Here is an 18,449-nt window from a genome sequence, read left to right as displayed (position 1 = left end):
GTCCCGGAATCGACGAAACGGTTACCCGACAGGCGTCGGCATGTCACCTAACGTACCGATCGGATAGCTCCCCGCCCCACGGATCAGCCAGGTGCCGGTCTTCGCGTGATGCGCCGGCGGCCGCCAGACCGCCAGGTCGGCCTTGCCGTCACCGTCGTACTGCGCGGGTACCGGCACGTCGCCGGGCTTGCCGAAGCGCACCGGCTCCCTGCCCCGGAAGTACCACAGCCCGGACTTCGGCGAGAACGTTGCCGGCTCGGCCTTCCCGTCGCCGTTGTAGTCGGCCGGCACCGGGATGTGCCACGCCGATCCGAGGTAGACCTTGCCCACGCCCCGGATCTCCCACCGGCCGGCCTTCGCCCGGTACACGGCCAGATCCGCCCGTCCGTCACCGGTGTAGTCGGCGGGTACCGGCTGGTCACCCGGCTTGCCGTACACCACGTCGGCGGCGCCCCGGACGTGCCACGTCGCGGTCGACGGCGTGAACGTGGCCGGATCGGCCCGGCCGTCACCGTCGTAGTCCGCCGGCACCGGAATGTCATCGGGCCCGCCGAGCACGAACGTCTCCGTGGTACCGGCAGCGGAGTTCCGGATCCTCCACACGCCGCTCGACGGCGTCCAGGTCGCGACGTCGAGCTGACCGTCCCCGTCGTAGTCGGCCACCACCGGAACGTCACCCGGCTGGCCCGTCCACGTCGGCGTCGCGTCGCCCAGCTCGGTCAGGGTCGCACCGGTCGGGCTCCACACCGCCAGCGTGCGGCGCATCGTCTGCGGCTTCGCCCAGGCGCCCATCATCACGTACGCGCGTTCGCGCAACGCCTGCAGCACGCCCGACGCGACCCTGGCGTCGGCGCTGAAGACCCGCGGGACGGTCACCGCGCTGCCGATCGCCGGCTTGGCCTTTGTCGACTTCGAGGCGGCCAGCGTCGGCTGCGCCGGCCGGGAGTCGAGCCCGGTCGCGGTGCCCGACAGGGTGGTGTGGCCGCGCGGATCGACGGCGGGACCGATGGACAGCTTCCAGGCGACGTAGTGGGCAGCGGCCTCGATCGCCGCCGTACCCGCGCGGGAGTCGGCCCCGCCCAGCATCCCGATCCCGGCGGTACCGACGTTGCGGGCGGGCGTGTGCGCGCCGACGACCGGCCGGGACAGCCCGCCGTAGCGGCCCTCCCACAGCCGGCCGAACCGGTCGACCAGCACGTTGTCGCCCAGGTCACCCCAGCCGCGGCTCACCGCGTCGTAGTAGAAGAGCGCCCGCAGGATCCGCGGTACGTCGGTCTCGGCGTAGTCGCCGCCGATCGCCTCCTCATGCCAGGACAGCGCCTGGACGGTACGCGCGTACTGCGGCGGCCAGGTCATCAACAGTTCGTCGGCGCCCCACTCGGCGCGGCTGTGGATCGGCGGGCGCGCGACCCGGGTGGCGTCCACCGCGGTGCTGGTCACGGGTGGAACCGTTACCGCGTCGCCGGGTGCCTCGCGGGGATCGATCAGGTCGACGGTCACGTCGTCGGGGATCGCGGCGCCGGTAGCGGTGACGATCACGTCGACGGCGTCACCGCTGCCCAGCCAGATCAGTTGCGCGCCCTGCCGTACCCCCGGCCCGGCGCCGTCGAACCCGCCGGTGGGCTCGGCGGTGTGCCAGGTACCCCACTCCTGCCCGCCGGTGCGGCTGCGCACCGCGACGCTCACCCCGGCCGCCGGGCCCGTCCAGGTCACGCCTACGGCGCGGAACGGCGCCACGCCCTCGCGGGTGAGGCTGAGCGACCGGGCGCCGTTGCGGACCGCGAACCCCGGCGTCACGGGCACTCCGTCGGGTACGCCGATGCGGGCGACCGCGTCCGTGGCCGGCGCGTCGAAGCGGCCGAGCCGCAGCCGGACGACTCCGGGAGCGATCCCGGCCGCCGTGGGGGTGGCAGCGGTCGCTGTCGCCGCGTCGGGCGTCGCGGTGTGCGACGGGGCGGGCGTGACCGGACTGCCGGCGGGCGTGACCGGACTGCCGGCGGGCCTGGGCGGGCTGTCGGACGGTTCGCCGGCGGTCCGCCCGGCCAGCCGCACCGACATCGGCGACCGCTCGGCGTTCCCGACGCCGGCCAGCATCAATGGAACCGCCGCGACAGCGACAACCCCCGCTGAGATCAGCCGGTATCGTCGCCGTGACCGTGTCGCCATGTCACTCACGCCTACCGCCACTCGTCCGATTTGGAGTACCTTGTGGTTATATCTTCTGAAGGCGGTTTTGGTACCTTAATTGACATATTTCATGCTGCGGTCGCGGTCGACCCCACGCGCCCGCTGCTGACCTTCTACGACGACGCGACCGGCGAGCGGACCGAGCTTTCCGGTACGACGCTCGACAACTGGGTCGCCAAGACGGCGAACCTCCTCGTCGACGGCTGCGGCCTCGGGCCCGGCGATGTCGCGGCGATCCTGCTCCCACCGCACTGGCAGACGGCCGCCGTCCTGCTCGGCGCGTGGTCGGCGGGGCTCTCGGTCGCCTACACCGCCCCGGCGCTGGGTACGGTCACCGGCCCGGCCGAGGTGGCCTTCGTCGCCGCCGATCTGGTCGGCCGGGCGCCCGACGCCGGTGACCGGTTCGTCCTGGGCCTCGCCCCCATAGCGCTGCCGATGCGCGATGTTCCGGCAGGCTTCGTCGACTACGCCGCCGAGGTGCGCGGACACGGCGACCACTTCCGCCCGTACGCCCCGGTCCGGGGCACGGATCCGGCCACCGCCGAGGGCACCACGCACGAGGAGCTGTGCCGGGTGGCCCGGGAGTCGGCCGCGATGCACCGCCTGGGCCCGACCGACCGGGTACTCGTCGACGCCGCCGAAGCGGTCCACCCGTTGAAGTGGCTGTTGACCCCGCTCGCGGCCGGCGCGTCGATCGTGCTGTGCGCCGGCCTCGATCCGGCGGCCGTAGGTCGCCGGATCGAGGCCGAGCGCATCACCCGAGTCCTCTCATGATCGCGGAAACTTCTCCGCGTCAGAGCACGGAGAAGTTTCCGCGATCATGGGGAGGTGCGGCGCGCGGCGAGGTCCTCGAACGCGGTCAGCGACTCCGGGTTGGCCAGCGCGCCCTTCGCCGCCGCCGACTCCACCGGCGTACCGGTGAGGATCCGCTTGACCGGCACCTCGAGCTTCTTGCCCGACAGCGTGCGGGGCACCGCGCGTACCTGGTAGATCTCGTCGGGCACGTGCCGCGGCGACAGCGCGCTCCGCAGCTCCCGGGCGACCTTCGCGCGTAGCGCCCCGTCCAGCTCGAGCCCCTCGTCGAGCACCACGAACAACAGCAGCTCACCGGCGCCGCCGTCGGCGTCCTCCAGGTGCACCACGACGGAGTCGACGACCTCGTCGAGCCCCTCCACCACCGAGTAGAACTCGGCGGTGCCCAGGCGTACGCCGCCCCGGTTCAGCGTGGCGTCCGACCGGCCGGTGATCACGCAGGAGCCGCGCTCGCTGATGGTGATCCAGTCACCGTGCCGCCACACCCCCGGGTAGACGTCGAAGTAGGCCTCGCGGTACCGGCTGCCGTCGGCGTCGCCCCAGAACCCGACCGGCATGCTCGGCAGCGGCGCGGTGATGACCAGCTCACCGAGCTCACCGATGACCGGCTTGCCCTCGGCGGAGAACGCCTCGACCCGGGCGCCCAGGGCCCGGCAGGAGATCTCCCCGGCGTACACCGGCAGCAGCGGCACCCCGCCGACGAACGCGGTGCACACGTCCGTGCCGCCGGACGCCGACGCCAGCAGCAGGTCCTTGCCGACCGCCTCGTACACCCAGCGGAAGCCCTCGGGCGGCAGCGGCGCGCCGGTCGAACCGACCCCGCGCAGCTTCGACAGGTCGGCGATCTCGCGCGGCACGATGCCGGCCTTGCGACACGACAGCAGGAACGGCGCGGAGGTGCCGAAGTACGTCATTCCGGAGGCCTCGGCCACGCGCCACAGCTCCCCCAGGTCGGGCGCGCCCGGGTTGCCGTCGAACAGCACGATCGCCGCGCCCACCGCCGGGCCGGAGGCCATGTAGTTCCACATCATCCAGCCGGTCGTGGAGAACCAGAAGAACCGGTCGCCCGGGCCCAGGTCGTGGTGCAGCGCGAGCATCTTGAGGTGCTCGAGCAGGATCCCGCCATGGCCGTGCACGATCGGCTTCGGCAGCCCCGTCGTGCCCGAGGAGTACAGCACGTACAGCGGATGATCGAAGGGCACCGGCTCGAAGCTCAGCGGCTCGTCGGTGGGCGCGGCCAGCTCCGCCCAGCCGTCCGGGCCGTCACCGTCCAGGTAGGACAGCGTCACGGTGTGTTCCAGCGACGGCAGCGCCTCGCGGATGGCCGCCACCTCCCCGGTACGGTCGATCGCCTTGGCGCCGTAACGGTAGCCGTCGACGGCGACCAGCACCTTCGGCGCGATCTGCTGCCACCGGTCGACCACGCTGCGGGTGCCGAACTCCGGCGCACAGCTGGAGAAGACCGCGCCGAGGCTGGCGGTGGCCAGCATCAGCACGTAGGTCTCGGGGATGTTGGGCGCGTACGCCGCGACCCGGTCGCCCTTGGCGACACCGAGCCGCCGCAGGCCGGCCCGGACCCGGCGGACCTCGTCGCGCAGCCCCGCCGCGGTGAGGGTGACCGGCGCGCGGGTCTGCGAGTACGCGATGACGGCCGGCTCGTCGTCGCCGATGCCGGGCATCCGCAGCACGTTCTCGGCGTAGTTGAGCCGGGCGCCCGGGAACCACCGCGCGCCGGGCATGCGCGCGTCGGGCAGCGTGTCGGTGGGCGCGACGGCGGCCACCACGTCGAAGTAGTCCCAGATCGAGCGCCAGAAGGCGGGCACGTCGTCGACCGACCACTGCCACAGCTCGGCGTAGTCGGTGAAGTCACGGCCGTACTCGGCGGACAGCCACCTCAGATAGGCGCCGATCCGCGAGTGGTCACGTATGTCGCCGGGGGGCGTCCACAGCACCTCGCCTGTCATAGCCGCCATCCTCGCACGCATGTCTGCCTGCGCTGAATGGGTCCGCGACACATACAGGCGTCAGATCTGTGGTGGGCCGGCCGCCTCCCGGGACTCCTGGATCGCCTGCCGGCGGGCCAACCGGTGTGCCCGGCGGATCTCCGCCTCGCGCCAGCGGCGCTCGTCCTCGGCGGTCTCGGGTACGACCGGCCGGACCTCGCGGGGCTTGCCGTCGGCGTCGATCGCCACGAAGACGAGGTACGCCGTACCGACGTCGACCGGCTCCTCCTCCACCCGGTCCCACCGCTCGGCGACCAGCCGCACCCCGACCTCCATCGAGGCCCGGCCCGTCCAGTTGACCTGGGCGTGCGCGTGCACCAGGTCGCCGATCCGTACCGGTTCCAGGAAGACGATCTCGTCAATGGCGGCCGTCACCGCGGTCCCGCCGCTGTGCCGGGCGGCGACGGCCCCGGCCACGTCGTCCATGAACTTCATGATCACGCCGCCGTGCACGGTCCCGTACAGGTTCGCGTCGACGGCGGTCATGATCCGGCTGAGCGTGACCCGGGAGTACGAGGTGCGCTTGCCGGACAGGTCGGTGCTGGTGGTGCTGCTGGTCATGGCACTCAAAGGTACGGTGCGGGCCAGCTCACACCCCGGCTCCCCGGGTTCAGTGCGCGGTCCAGCCGCCGTCCATGACCATCGAGGCGCCCGTTATCGACGCCGCGGGCGGGCTGCACAGGAACAGCACCATCTCGGCCACCTCGTCGGGCTCGACCAGTCGCTTGAGCGCGGCCGAGGACAGCAGGACCTTCTCGAGTACCTCGCTCTCGCTGACGCCGTGCGCCCGGGCCTGGTCGGCGATCTGCTGGTCCACCAGGGGTGTGCGGACGTACCCCGGGTTGACGCAGTTGGAGGTCACGCCGTGCGGGGCGCCCTCCAGCGCGGCGACCTTGGACAGGCCTTCGAGGCCGTGCTTGGCGGCCACGTACGCGCTCTTGAACTCCGAGGCGCGCAGGCCGTGCACCGAGGAGATGTTGACGATGCGGCCCCAGCCCTTGTCGTACATGCCGGGCAGGCAGCCACGGATGATCCGGAACGGCGCTTCGAGCATGATCCGCAAAATCAGGGAGAACTTTTCCGGCTCGACCTCCTCGATGGGCCGCACATGCTGGATGCCGGCGCAGTTGACGACGATGTCGGCCCGCAGGTGGAGCGCGTCCAGCGCGTCGAGGTCGGACAGGTCGGCCACGACCGCCTCCCCGCCGGTCGCCGCGACGACCTCGCGTACCGGCTCCTCGTTGAGGTCCAGGGCGATCACACGGGCACCGGACCGGCCGAGGCGCAGGGCGGTGGCGCGCCCGATGCCGCTGCCGGCCCCGGTGACGAGGGCGGTACGTCCGGTGAGGTCGACCTGCACGGTGTTCATCCGGAGGCCGCCAGGTAGTCGTGGACCAGCTCGGCCGGCGGCAGCGTGAGATCGGTCAGGATGTGGCTGGCGCCGACCACCTGCCGTACCGGCAGGTCGGCGAGCGGCGCCATCGCGTGCTCGAACAGCTGCAGGCGGGCCGGGCCGGTCCACGCGCCGTGGATGGTGAGGTCGGTCATCCGGGTACGGATGAGCTCGGCGATGCGCGGGCGGCCGTCGTAGCCGGGCATCAGCTTGAGCATGTAGGTCGGCATGGCCAGTTCGGCCCGCGCCTCCTCGGCGTCCATGACCTCGTGCTTGTACCCCATGGTCGCCGTCGCCACCCGCAGGCTGCCGTAGTCCAGCGTGCCGACGAGGGTGTCGGAGTCGACGAACAGGCGGGGACAGCCGAGCTTCTTCGGGTACGCGCTGCCCTCGCGCCCGACGGCGATCGCCGGACCGTTGTCGAGGTACATGCTGTGGATGTAGTCGGCCGGCCCGCCCTCGTACGTCACCCGCAGGACCTGGCCTGACTCGGTGTAGTCACCCAGCCCGGAGGCGTCGGGCATCCTGATGGCCTCGAACCGCACCAGCGGGTCGGCCACCTCGAGCGGCTCGGGGACCACGGCACTCATGGCGTCGAGGTCGGTGCGGTAGGTGATGTTGAGGTACTCCCGCCGCCGGAATCGGTAGGGGCCGGCCGGGTACGCCGCGCCACCCAGCGGGGTGGCCATGGCCCGGAGTACGTCCTCGCTTCGCACTGTGCCCGCCGCGCGAGATCTGCTCGACCGGTGCGGTCCCCGCGCCGTGGATGCCGCCCGGCCCCGTGCACCTTCCACGGTAGCCGGGCGGCGGCCGTACTAGCCCTTGAGGAGCTGGCGCGCCATGACGATGCGCTGCACCTGGTTCGTACCCTCGTAGATCTGCGTGATCTTGGCGTCGCGCATCATGCGCTCGACCGGGAAGTCCTTGGTGTAGCCGTACCCGCCGAGCAGCTGGACCGCGTCCGTGGTGATCTCCATGGCGGCGTCGGAGGCGAAGCACTTGGCGGCCGCCCCGAAGAACGTCAGGTCCGCGTCGCCCCGCTCGGACTTGCCCGCCGCGGCGTAGGTGAGCTGCCGTGCCGCCTCCACCTTCATGCCCATGTCGGCGAGCATGAACTGGAGGCCCTGGAACTCCGCGATGGCCTTGCCGAACTGCTTGCGCTCCTGGATGTACTCCTTGGCGAAGTCGAGCGCGCCCTGCGCGATGCCGACGGCCTGCGCGGCGATCGTCACCCGGGTGTGGTCGAGGGTGCGCATCGCGGTGGTGAAGCCGGTGCCGGGCTCGCCGATCATGCGGGACGCCGGGATCCGGACGTTGTCGAAGTACACCTCGCGGGTGGGCGAGCCCTTGATCCCGAGCTTCTTCTCGGGAGCGCCGAAGCTCACGCCCGGGTCGGACTTCTCGACCACGAAGGCGGAGATGCCCCGGGCGCGGGCGGCCGGCTCGGTCACCGCGAAGACCGTGTAGAACTCGGAGACCCCGGCGTTGGTGATCCAGCGCTTCGCGCCGTTGAGCACGTAGTGGTCGCCGTCGCGCTCGGCGCGGGTCTTCATGGACGCGGCGTCGCTGCCGGCGTCCGGCTCGGACAGACAGTACGAGAACATGCCGTCACCGCTGGCCACCGCCGGCAGATACTGGCGCTTGAGCTCCTCGGAGGCCGCCAGCAGCAGCGGCATGGTGCCGAGCTTGTTGACCGCCGGGATCAGCGAGGACGAGGCGCACACCCGCGCCACCTCCTCGATGACGATCGCGGTCGCGAGCGCGTCCGCGCCGGCCCCGCCGTACTCGACCGGGATGTGGGGCGCGTGGAAGTCGGCCGCCCGCAGCGCGTCGAAAGACGCCTGCGGGAACTCGCCGGTCTCGTCGGCCGCGGCGGCGTTGGGGGCCACCTTGCCCTCACAGACCGCGCGCACCGCCTCCCGGATCGCCTCGTGCTCCTCCGGCAGTCGGTAGACGTCGAACTGTGGATCCGCCATGGCCAGCCCTCCCGAAACGACGTGAGCGGCTGACAGGATACCGGCGAGTAACACCGGGCTTCCGGCGCGGTCGGTGAGTTGGGATTATCCTCGCCGAGCGGTGTCCAGGTTGGGTTCCGCAGCTGCCCTGTGGCGGTTGACGCAGCATTGGCGACGTTTGCCCTGGTATTGCTCCGATATATTGACAACGAGCGCACAGCACCTACCCCCCGTGCGTCGGCGCTCCTCACACTGACCGGAGACCTGGCGTGACCATCCCTTACCCCAGTACGACGCCCGCAGCTGTGACCCCACCGTCGGGCGCCGCTCGACCGCGGCTGACCTTCCTCGGCACCGGCTACCTCGGCGCGACGTACGCGATCTGCTTCGCCGAACTGGGGTACGAGGTCCTCGGCTTCGACGTCGACGAAGCCAAGATCGCGATGCTGTCGGAGGGTCAGGTCCCGTTCCACGAGCCCGGCCTCGACGAGCTGCTGCGCAAGAACCTCGCCTCGGGCAAGCTGCGCTTCTCCACCTCCTACGAGGAGGTCGCCGCGTTCGGCGACGTGCACTTCATCTGCGTGGGCACGCCGCAGCGCGCGGACGGCATGGCCGCCGACCTCTCGTATGTCGAGAGCGCTGTGACCAACCTCGCACCGCACCTGACGCGGAAGTCGCTCATCGTCGGCAAGTCGACCGTGCCGGTCGGCACCGCCGAGTGGATCGAGCAGCTGGTCCGCCGCCACGCGCCCGCCGACGCCGGCGTCGAGGTCGCGTGGAGCCCGGAGTTCCTCCAGGAGGGGTACGCGGTGGAGGACGTGCTGCGCCCCAACCGCATCATCCTCGGCGTCAAGAGCGAGTGGGCCAACGCCATGCTCTACGCCGCCCACAAGGGCGTGTTCGACCTGGCGGTCACCGAGGACCGCGAGGTGCCGGTCGTCGTCACCGACTTCGCCACCGCCGAGCTGGTCAAGGTCGCCGCCAACGCGTTCCTCGCCACCAAGATCTCGTTCATCAACGCCATGGCCGAGGTCTGCGAGGCTTCCGGCGCCGACGTCACGCTGCTCGCCCGCGCGATCGGCTACGACTCCCGCATCGGCAACAAGTTCCTGCGCGCCGGCGTCGGGTTCGGCGGCGGCTGCCTGCCCAAGGACATCCGCGCGTTCCAGGCCCGCGCCCAGGAGCTCGGCGTCGGCGAGGCACTGCGGTTCCTGCACGAGGTCGACCTGATCAACCAGCGCCGCCGCCAGCGGGTCGTCCAGCTCGCCGCCGAACTGCTGGAGCGGCCGTACGGGCCGGCCGGCCCCGACCTGTCCGGCGTACGGGTCGCCGTCCTCGGCGCCGCCTTCAAGCCAAACTCCGACGACGTCCGCGACTCCCCCGCCCTGTCCGTCATCCGTAAGCTCGCCCGCAGCGGCGCGCTGGTCACGGTGTACGACCCGGAGGGCATGGAGAACGCCAAGCGCGAGGTCTCCGACGTCTCGTACGCCAAGGCCCTGACCGAGGCGGTCACGGGCGCCGAACTGGTCTGCGTCCTCACCGAGTGGGAGGAGTTCCGCAGCGCGGATCCGCAGACCCTCGGCGAGCTCGTCGCCGGTCGCCGGATCATCGACGGCCGCAACTGCCTCGATCCCGCGCTGTGGACCGCCGCCGGATGGGAGTACCGCGGAATGGGCCGCCCGGTCCTCTCCTGACCGCCACGCGGTATTCGCGCAGGTCAGCGGGGACACTCGCGGAAACCTCGCGAACCGCGCGGTAACCGAAGCGCGCCGAACCTCCGCCGAACCTCCGCCGAACCTTCCTGTCAGGGCCCCGCGTACGGGAAACTCGCCTAGAGGCGTCGGGTGTACGAACACCCCCCGGGCGGGAGGGAGCGGCGTGGACACCTATCAGTGTCCGGTCTGCGGCGGCACGGTGACACGCGAAGACGGGTGCCGCGGTTGCGGCCGCCCGTATGACCGGGACGTCGCCGCGCTGGCCCTGTTCAAGCGGACCGTGGCCGCGCTCGAGGCCAAGAAGCGGCAGTACGAAAAGGACCAACTGCAGCTGAAGGCTCAGCTCGCACACGCCTCCGCGCAGCGCGACTCGCTCGCCCGGCTGGTACGCGAGAAGTTCGACCGGGAGTCCGGCGGGCGGGGCTCGACGCGGTCGCTGCGCGGCCGGTTCGCCCGCCGTGGCGAGCGCGCACCGACGGCCGCCCCGCCGCCACCCGCGCCCACCTCGTACGGCGCCGGATACCCGCCGGAGCCGGGTCCGGCGGCTGCCGAGGCGCCGGTCACCGAGGCGCCGACGACCGAGAGTCCACAGCGGACCTCCACCCGACCGGACCAGCCCTCGTCACCGTGGACACCACCGCCGCCGCGGAAACCTCCGTCCGCCCGAACGCCACCGCAGACGCCTCCGCAGCCGCCTCCGTCCGCCGGGACGCCGCCCGGCGGAGCGCCGCCCTCCCGCCCCCGCGCGTCGGGTGGCGGTCACCCGCCCCGCCGCCCCGGCGACCTCCCACCGGCCATCGCCGCCCGGCTGCCCGGCGTGCTGGCCCAGGCGCAGCCGCAGGCCCGGGTCCGCGCGCCCAAACGCCCCCGCCCACCCACCACCGCACCCGGTCGGCTCGGCGGCGCGGAGACCAGCACCGCCACCTCCCAGAGCGCCGTCCTGGTCGTCGGTGGCCTGCTGCTGGCCGGCGCGGCCGTGGTGCTCGCCGTCTTCGGATCCGGCGGCCTCGGCGCGCCGGCCCGCGTCGCGCTGCTGACGCTGGCCACGGCGATCCTGCTCATGCTGCCCGTACAGCTGGCCCGTCGCGGTCTCGTCGCCACCGCCGAGACCCTGGCCTCCGTCGGGCTGCTCATGGTCCTCCTCGACGGGTACGTGGCCTGGTCGCTGGGGCTGCTCGGCGCATCCCTGCTACCCACCCCGGTCTACTTCGGCTTCGTGTGCCTGGCGACGGCCCTCATCGCCACCGCCTACCGGGGCGCCAGCCACCTCATCGCCCCGCGCTACGCCACCGTCGGAGTGCTACAGCCGGTGCTGCCGCTGCTCGGGTACGAGTGGATCCACGGCCCCACCGGCTGGGGGCTCGCCCTCGCCGGGGTCGCCGCACTCGACCTGGCGCTGGGCATCAGCCTGACCCGCCCGGGGCGCTTCGCCGCGCTGGCCGGGTTCGTGACGCCGGTAAACCTGCGCGTCTCCCGCCGCCCCGCGCCGGAGCCGGAACCGGAACCGCTCGACCCGACCGCGCCACCGGTACGGCCGGAGAGCGCACCCGAGGAGCCCGACGACGTCAAGACCCCGGCCGGCTTCGCCGAGCGGCGCGAACGGCCCGCGCGGGTACGCCCGCAGCCGGTCCGGCCCCGGCTCTCCCCGACCGCCGCGGCGCAGCCCCCGGAAGCGCCGGCCATCCTGCGGGACGCGACGTGGGTACTGTTCACGCTCGCGTACGGGGCCTCCCTCGCGTACGCGAGCGCCGCCCTGATGAGCACCACCGCGCTCGCCCCGGCGGTACGCGCGGCGCTCGTGCTGCTCCTCGCCGCGGGCATCGGCCTCGCCGGCGCGCTGGCGTGGCGGCGCAACCCGCTGCCCGACCTCACCGGAGCGCTGGCCACGCTCGCGGTCATCGGCGCCGTCACCCGGGTCGGCATGATCACGCTGCCCGGCCGGGGCCTGCTGTTCGCCTCCCTCGCGGTGGCGGCCGCCGCCGTCATCGTGCCGCTGCTGCCCGAGCGCGCGCGGTACGGGCCACGGCTGGCGGGCGGTGCCGCCGCCGCCGTCACCGCACTGGTGCTGATCGGCAAGGCCGGTCCGGCGATCGCCGCGCCCATCCAGGCAGCGCGGCCCTGGTGGCGCGCCGACCTGTCCCGGTACGCCGGCCGGATCGCCGCCGCCGCCGGCCCCTCGGGATGGCAGCTGGTCCTCGCCGGCGCGCTGCTCACGCTCGCCGTCGCGCTGGCCCTGCGCGGCGCGATCCGCACCAACGCCGCGCTCGCCGGCGGTGTCCTCACGCTCCTCACCCTGCCCGCCGCATGGCACCTCGGTTGGGAAGCCACGCCCGGCGTCCTCGCGCTGGCCGCGATCGCGTTCGGGGCCGGCGGGCTGACCGCGCGCGACGAGGACAGCGCCAACGGTTTCGTGGCCGCCGCGGGGGCGCTCGGCGGGTACGCCACGCTCGCCAGCCTCACCCACCCGGCGGTCACCGCGCTGACCCTCGCCGCCCTCACGCTCGGCGGGTTCACGATCGCGACGCTGCGCCCACCCCGTACCGACCCCGAGGCGGAGCTGGCCGGGCAGCGCGTCGGGGACTGGGCCGCTGGCGGCGCGGCGTTCGCGCTGCCCGGCGCGGTCTGCGCCGGCTTCGACGCGCTCGTACGCGAATCGGTCATCCCCAGCGCCGGCGCGTCGTTCGTCCTCGCCGGCGGGTTCGTCGCCGTGTCGGGCACCCTCGGGTACGCGGCGATCCGGATGCTGGCGGGCCGGCCGAACAGCCGCCCGCTGCTGCTCGGCACGTCGCTGGGGGCGTTCGCGGTCGCGCTCGGGTCGCTCGTCGCGCACGGTACGACGGTCGTCGACATGGCGGTCAGCGCGCTGCTGGCCGCCAGTTCGGTCCTGCTGTGGAAAGCTCCGTCGCTCGGCAGCCGGGGCGTGTTCGGCCAGGATCTCGACGGCCGGGACCTCGCCGCGGCCGCGGTCACCGCGAGCGCCACCGCGGCCCTGGCCCGGGTACTCGCCCTCGCCGTCCCCGGCATCGGGCTGGTCACGACCGCCGTCCTCGTCCTGTCCGTCGCGATCGTCGTGCGCTCGATGCCGCCACGGCAGCGGCGCGGGCCCATCACCGGCGAACTGCTCATCGGCGCGGTCATCACGGTGGCCAGCGGGGTGGCGGCGGTCGGCGCCGGCGCCGGCGTGATCGACGCCGCGACCCCGGTCTGGCACGCCGCGCTCGGCCCGGCCTGGCTGCGCACCGCCGAGCAGTACGACCTGTACGGCTGGCAGCCGCCGGTGGCGCTGCTGCTGATCGCGCTGGCCGCGGTGATCGTCGTACCGAGCCCGCGCCGTCAGGGCACCGCCGCCGCCGTATGGCCCCGCGACGGCGTGGTCGCCGTCGCGGTCGCGCTCGCCGCCGTGGCCGCGCCGGTCGCGTTCGGCCTGACCTGGTGGTCGCCGATCGTGATCGGTCTGCTGACCGTCGTCGCGCTGGGCGTCAGCGGGTGCCTCGCCGACCTGCCACGGGTGGCGTACATCCGCTCGGCGGTGGCCGCGGCCGTCGCCCTCTACACCGTCGCCGCCAGCCTGACCAGGCCGGCGGCGACCGCCGCGGCGCTGGTGAGCCTCACGTTCGTCGGCGTTGCCGTCGCCGCGCTCGCCGGGGTGCTCCTCGCCGAGGCCCGTACCCCGACCGCCCGGGTCCGCCGCTCCCACCTCGTACCCGTCGGTGGTGGCGCGAGCGCCGCAGCGGTCCTGTCGCTGACCGGCGCGGCCGCCGCCGTCGCGGCGGGCGCCTACCGCCCGGCGCCGGTGGTCCTCGTCAGCGCGCTCGCCGCCCTCAGCCTCGCGCTGACCGTGGCGGGGCTGACCTGCTGGCGCACGCCCGGCTTCCTGCCGTTCGTGACGGCCGCCATCGGCATCGCCAGCAGCGTCATCGCGCTCGCCGCGCTGCCGCACCGCCTCCCGGTGGGCGTGTACGGCGCGACCGGCGCCCTGCTGGGCGTCCTCGCCGAACTGCTGCGGGTCGCCGCGGTCCGCCGGGTCGGCTGGCGGCCGGAGGACGGCTGGCAGCCGGTGGAGGACTGGAGCCCCGGCCGGGGCTGGCAGCTCGACCGGTGGATCCCGGGCCGGGGCTGGTTCGCGATCCGCCGCTGGCGACCCGCGAGCCAGGACACGGGCTTCGGGGCGGGCGCGGCGGCGGCGAGCGCCATCCCGGCCGTGATCGCCATCGCCTCCGTCGCGCTGCCCCTGGTGGCGGCGCTGTTCGGCCCGTACCACTTCGCCCTGCACCCGTGGCGGTCGACGCTGAGCGAGTCGGGCGACCTGTCCCCGTTCAACGGCTGGAAGGCGCACGGCACCGACGTCATCGCCATGGCGGTGTTGACGTTCGCGGCCGCGCTCGCCGCAATCGGCCTCGGCGGCTCGCGGGGCACCATGGCCAACCGGACCGTGGCGGTCGTCGTACCCGGCATCGGCCTGACGATGCTGCTCGTCCCGGCCGGCACCGGCCACGGCTCGCTGCAGGCGGGGTTCGCGCTGCTGGTGACGACGCTGTGCGGGTTGAGCCTGGCGCTGACCGTGCCGCCCGACCCGGACAGCGTGGCGAACGGCCGGCTGCGACTGGCCCGCCGGCTGGTGTTCGCCCTCGCCGTCCTCGCCACGTTCGCCGGGCAGTTGGGCAGCCTCGCGACGCGTTCGATGACGATCCAGGCGCTCGCCGGCTCCGTCGTCGTCGGGGCCGTCGCCGCGGTCTGGGGCCGGTACCCGCTCGCCCGCATCCTCGGCTGGTACGTCGCCGTCGGCGCCGCGCAACTGCTCGCCGTCGCGGCGAGCCTCGCCTCCGGGTACCCGCCCCGCTGGGCGACCTTCCCGCTGCTCGGGGTGTGTGCGGTGGCCATCGCGATCGCGGCGACCCTGCCGAGGTGGCACCCGACGGTATCGACCGAGATCGAGATCATGATCATCGAGGCGAGCGCGTACCTCGGCATGGGCGGCGCGCTGATCCTGACCGCCGGGGCGCTCCGCTACACCGCGCTCGCCTGCACCGCGCTCGGGGCGATCCTCGGCCTGGCCGCGAGCCGGCCCAACCGTCCGGAGAAGTACCGGCAACTTCTGATCTTCAGCGCCGCGGCGGCCGAGGTCATCGGGGTCTGGCTGCTGATGAGCACCGGCCGGGTCGCGCTGCCCGAGGCGTACAGCCTGCCGTTCGCCGTGTTCGCCCTGCTCGTCGGCGTCCTCGAACTGCAGCGCCGGCCCGACCTGGGCAGTTGGCTGGCGTACGGGCCGGCGCTGATCGCCGGCTTCCTGCCCAGCATCGCCCTCGTGCTGATGACGGACACCGCGCCGCTGCGGCGGGTACTCGTGATCGTCGCCGGGGTGCTGACGCTGGCGGTCGGCAGCGTACGCCGGCAGAAGGCGCCGGTCGTGGTGGGCAGCGTGGTCACCGCCACGGCGACGCTGCACGAACTGCTCCGGCTGTCCGCGATGCTGCCATGGTGGGTACTGCTCATGCTCTTCGGCGCGGCGGGTGCGCTGCTGATCGGGCTGGGTGCCACGTACGAGAAGCGCCGCCGGAACGTGTCGAGACTGCGCGGAGCGCTGAACCGCCTGCGGTAACGTTCCGCGATCTTGGACAGTTGTGCGACCTATAGGTGGCACAACTGTCCAAGATCGCGGAGAGGCGGCCGGAGTTATCCACAGGGACAGCGGGCGTGAGGTATCGGTCGCCAGGATCGGTCCATGTTGTGGCGCGACCGGGAGCCCGGACGGTGGCTCGACGAGGCCAGCGAGTTGGAACAGGTGCTGTGGAGTCAGCACGGTGCGGTGAGCCGTGAACAGGCGCTCCGGCATCTCAGCCGCGGTGCGCTCGACCAGTACATAGCCGCTGGCCGGTGGCAGCACCCGCACCCGGCGGCGTACGTGGCGCACAACGGGCCACTCACCCGCGATCAATCGTTGTGGGTCGCCGTGCTCGGCGTCGGATCGGGCGCGGTCCTCGCCGGCTCGACCGCCGCCGAACGGTGTGGCCTGCGCGGCTTTCCCGACGACCGGATCCACGTGCTCATTCCGGCCGACTGCCGGGAGCGCCACGCACCGCGCGGCGTCGTCGTCCACCGGAGCACGCTGCTGCCGGCGACCGACCTGTGCGACCGGGCCCGTCCGCCCCACACCGGCAACGCCCGCTCCCTGGTCGACGCCGCCTCCTGGACCGACACCGACGCCCAGGCCAGGGCGATCATCGCCGCCGGGTTCCAGCAGCGCCTGGTCGCAGGCGACGACATCCATCTCGTTCTCAAGCGGATGCCGCGGGCCCGCCGGCGGGCGCTCATCGCCGAGGCGGCCACGGACGCGCTCGGCGGCGCCCACTCGTTGCCCGAGGCGGAGTTCGTACGCCTGCTGCGCCGCGCCCGGCTGCCGGTGCCGCGTCTACAGGTACGGCGCCGGGACAGTGGTGGACGCACGCGGTACCTGGACGGTTACTACGACGAGTGGCGCCTGCACGTCGAGATAGACGGCGGCCAGCACGTGGACGTACGGGCGTACTGGGCCGACATGCGACGCCAGAACGCGCTCTGGGTGGCGGGCGACCGGGTGCTCCGCTTCCCATCCTGGGCGATACGGAGCGAACCCGAGGCGGTGGTCGCCCAGGTGCGAGCGGCGCTACGTGCGGCCGGTTGGCGCCCCACCTCCCGAGATCTTGGACGGCAGTGCGACCTATAGGTAGCTCAACTGTCCAAGATCGCGGGTTGAAGTGCCGCGTCCTTCTCCGCCACCAGGCGCTTGAGGTCCTCCTGGTACGCGGCCATCTTCGAGCGCAGGGCCTCGTCGGAGGCGGCGAGGATCCGCACGGCGAGCAGCCCGGCGTTGCGGGCACCGCCGATCGACACGGTCGCGACCGGCACCCCGGCCGGCATCTGCACGATGGACAGCAGCGAGTCCATGCCGTCCAGGTACTTCAGCGGCACCGGTACGCCGATCACCGGCAGCGGGGTCGCCGAGGCCACCATGCCCGGCAGGTGCGCCGCGCCGCCCGCCCCGGCGATGATGACGCGAAGTCCGCGCGAAGCGGCGCTGTGCGCGTACTCGAGCATCTTCTCCGGCGTGCGGTGCGCGGAGACGACGTGCGCCTCGAACGCCACCCCGAACTCGGTGAGCGCCTCGGCGGCGGCCTTCATCACCGGCCAGTCCGAGTCGCTACCCATGATCACGCCCACGTCAGGCATGCGGATCTCCGCCTTCGGTCAGCCACCGGGCGGCGCGCGCGGCGCGCGCCCGTACGTCGTCGAGATCGTCGCCGAGCACCGTCACGTGACCGATCTTGCGGCCGGGACGTACCTGCTTGCCGTACAGGTGGACCCGCGCCCCCGGATCGGCGGCGAACAGGTGGTGCAGCCGCTCGTCGATCGGCATACCGCCCTCGGTACCGCCGAGGACGTTGGCCATCACCACCACCGGAGCGGCCAGCGAGGTGTCGCCGAGCGGGTAGTCGAGCACCGCGCGCAGGTGCTGTTCGAACTGGGAGGTACGCGCGCCCTCGATCGTCCAGTGTCCGGAGTTGTGCGGACGCATCGCCAGTTCGTTGACGACCAGACCGTCGGCGGTCTCGAACAGCTCGACCGCGAGGATGCCCACCACGCCGAGCGCGTTGGCCACCTCGATCGCCAGCCGCGTCGCGTCGCAGGCCAGGTCTTCCGGCAGGTCCGGGGCGGGTGCCAGCACCTCCACACAGATGCCGTCGCGCTGCACGGTCTCGACCACCGGGTACGCCGCGACCTGGCCGAACGGCGACCGCGCGACCACGGCGGAGAGTTCCCTGCGCAGCGGGACCTTCTCCTCGACGATCAATTCCGTGTCGGGGACCGGATCGGACGGGCCGAGCACCCACACGCCGCGCCCGTCGTACCCGCCGCGCACGGTCTTGGCCACGACCGGCCAGCCGACCTCGGCGGCGAACTCGGCGATGTCCGCGGGGGTCGAGACCGCGCGCCAGCGCGGAACGGGGAGTCCGAGCGACGACAGGCGCTCGCGCATGGCGCGCTTGTCCTGGGCGTACCGCAGGGCGTCGGCGCTGGGCAGCACCGTGAAGCCTTCGGCGGCGAGGGCGCGGATGTGCTCGCCCGGCACGTGCTCGTGGTCGAACGTCACGACGTCGCAGCCCTTGGCGAAATCGCGCAGCGCGGCGAGGTCGGTGTGGTGACCGATGACGACGTCATGGGCGACGAGGGCGGCGCCATCGTCTGGCGAGGTGGCGAGGACCCGGAGCGACTGGCCGAGCGCGATCGCGGCCTGGTGGGTCATCCGGGCCAGTTGACCGCCGCCGACCATGCCGACAACGGGCAGACCGGTGTGGGGATTCATCGGCGCAAAGACTACTGACCAGGTGCGTCCATTGACGAACCG

The 18,449-nt window shown here is 73.0% G+C and carries 12 protein-coding genes; 4 read left to right on the top strand and 8 right to left on the bottom strand.

Features of this window, described 5'->3' with window-relative positions:
* Positions 1-21: 21 nt before the first annotated feature.
* Positions 22-2,094 carry an FG-GAP-like repeat-containing protein gene (locus HC031_RS17560; RefSeq protein ID WP_167926420.1) on the bottom strand — a complete coding sequence of 691 codons (2,073 nt, stop codon included), beginning with the start codon at positions 2,092-2,094 and terminating at the stop codon, positions 22-24.
* A gap of 150 nt (positions 2,095-2,244) precedes the next feature.
* Here HC031_RS17560 and HC031_RS17555 point away from each other — a divergent pair, with 150 nt between their 5' ends.
* Positions 2,245-2,961, top strand: coding sequence for a TIGR03089 family protein (locus HC031_RS17555; protein WP_167926555.1), 717 nt, complete (start codon positions 2,245-2,247; stop codon positions 2,959-2,961).
* Between the two features lie 44 nt (positions 2,962-3,005).
* Here the strand turns inward: HC031_RS17555 and HC031_RS17550 are convergent, their stop codons facing one another.
* From HC031_RS17550 to HC031_RS17530, 5 genes are all read right to left on the bottom strand, one after another.
* On the bottom strand, positions 3,006-4,964 hold the full coding sequence (locus HC031_RS17550; protein WP_167926419.1) for an acetoacetate--CoA ligase: 1,959 nt from the start codon (positions 4,962-4,964) through the stop codon (positions 3,006-3,008).
* Between the two features lie 60 nt (positions 4,965-5,024).
* Positions 5,025-5,564 carry an acyl-CoA thioesterase gene (locus HC031_RS17545; protein ID WP_167926418.1) on the bottom strand — a complete coding sequence of 180 codons (540 nt, stop codon included), beginning with the start codon at positions 5,562-5,564 and terminating at the stop codon, positions 5,025-5,027.
* Between the two features lie 49 nt (positions 5,565-5,613).
* On the bottom strand, positions 5,614-6,372 hold the full coding sequence (locus HC031_RS17540) for a 3-hydroxybutyrate dehydrogenase (RefSeq protein WP_167926417.1): 759 nt from the start codon (positions 6,370-6,372) through the stop codon (positions 5,614-5,616).
* On the bottom strand, positions 6,369-7,112 hold the full coding sequence (locus HC031_RS17535; protein ID WP_338090709.1) for an acetoacetate decarboxylase: 744 nt from the start codon (positions 7,110-7,112) through the stop codon (positions 6,369-6,371). Before HC031_RS17535 ends, HC031_RS17540 begins: the two co-directional genes overlap by 4 nt.
* Positions 7,113-7,211: 99 nt before the next feature.
* Entirely contained in the window at positions 7,212-8,372 is a 1,161-nt protein-coding gene (locus HC031_RS17530; RefSeq protein ID WP_167926415.1) for an acyl-CoA dehydrogenase family protein, read from the bottom strand.
* Positions 8,373-8,620: 248 nt separating this feature from the next.
* Here HC031_RS17530 and HC031_RS17525 point away from each other — a divergent pair, with 248 nt between their 5' ends.
* From HC031_RS17525 to HC031_RS17515, 3 genes are all read left to right on the top strand, one after another.
* Positions 8,621-10,045 (top strand): nucleotide sugar dehydrogenase, encoded by a 1,425-nt coding sequence (locus HC031_RS17525; protein ID WP_167926414.1) that lies wholly within the window; start codon positions 8,621-8,623, stop codon positions 10,043-10,045.
* Between the two features lie 184 nt (positions 10,046-10,229).
* Entirely contained in the window at positions 10,230-15,665 is a 5,436-nt protein-coding gene (locus HC031_RS17520) for an SCO7613 C-terminal domain-containing membrane protein (protein ID WP_167926413.1), read from the top strand.
* A gap of 123 nt (positions 15,666-15,788) precedes the next feature.
* A complete protein-coding gene (locus HC031_RS17515) occupies positions 15,789-16,769 on the top strand; it encodes an endonuclease domain-containing protein (protein WP_167926412.1) in 981 nt (326 codons plus the stop codon).
* A gap of 5 nt (positions 16,770-16,774) precedes the next feature.
* On the opposite strand, the gene purE is transcribed toward HC031_RS17515, so the two are convergent.
* The gene (gene purE, locus HC031_RS17510) at positions 16,775-17,272 is read right to left on the bottom strand and encodes a 5-(carboxyamino)imidazole ribonucleotide mutase (protein ID WP_167926411.1); all 498 of its coding nucleotides are present in this window, start codon (positions 17,270-17,272) and stop codon (positions 16,775-16,777) included.
* Positions 17,265-18,407, bottom strand: a complete 1,143-nt coding sequence (locus tag HC031_RS17505) for a 5-(carboxyamino)imidazole ribonucleotide synthase (RefSeq protein ID WP_167926410.1) — start codon at positions 18,405-18,407, stop codon at positions 17,265-17,267. The genes purE and HC031_RS17505 overlap by 8 nt, the downstream gene beginning before the upstream one ends.
* Positions 18,408-18,449 lie beyond the last annotated feature (42 nt).

The sequence above is a fragment of the Planosporangium thailandense genome (assembly GCF_011947195.1).
GTDB classification, from domain to species: Bacteria; Actinomycetota; Actinomycetes; order Mycobacteriales; family Micromonosporaceae; genus Planosporangium; species Planosporangium thailandense.
This window is presented reverse-complemented; position numbering and strand designations above follow the sequence as displayed.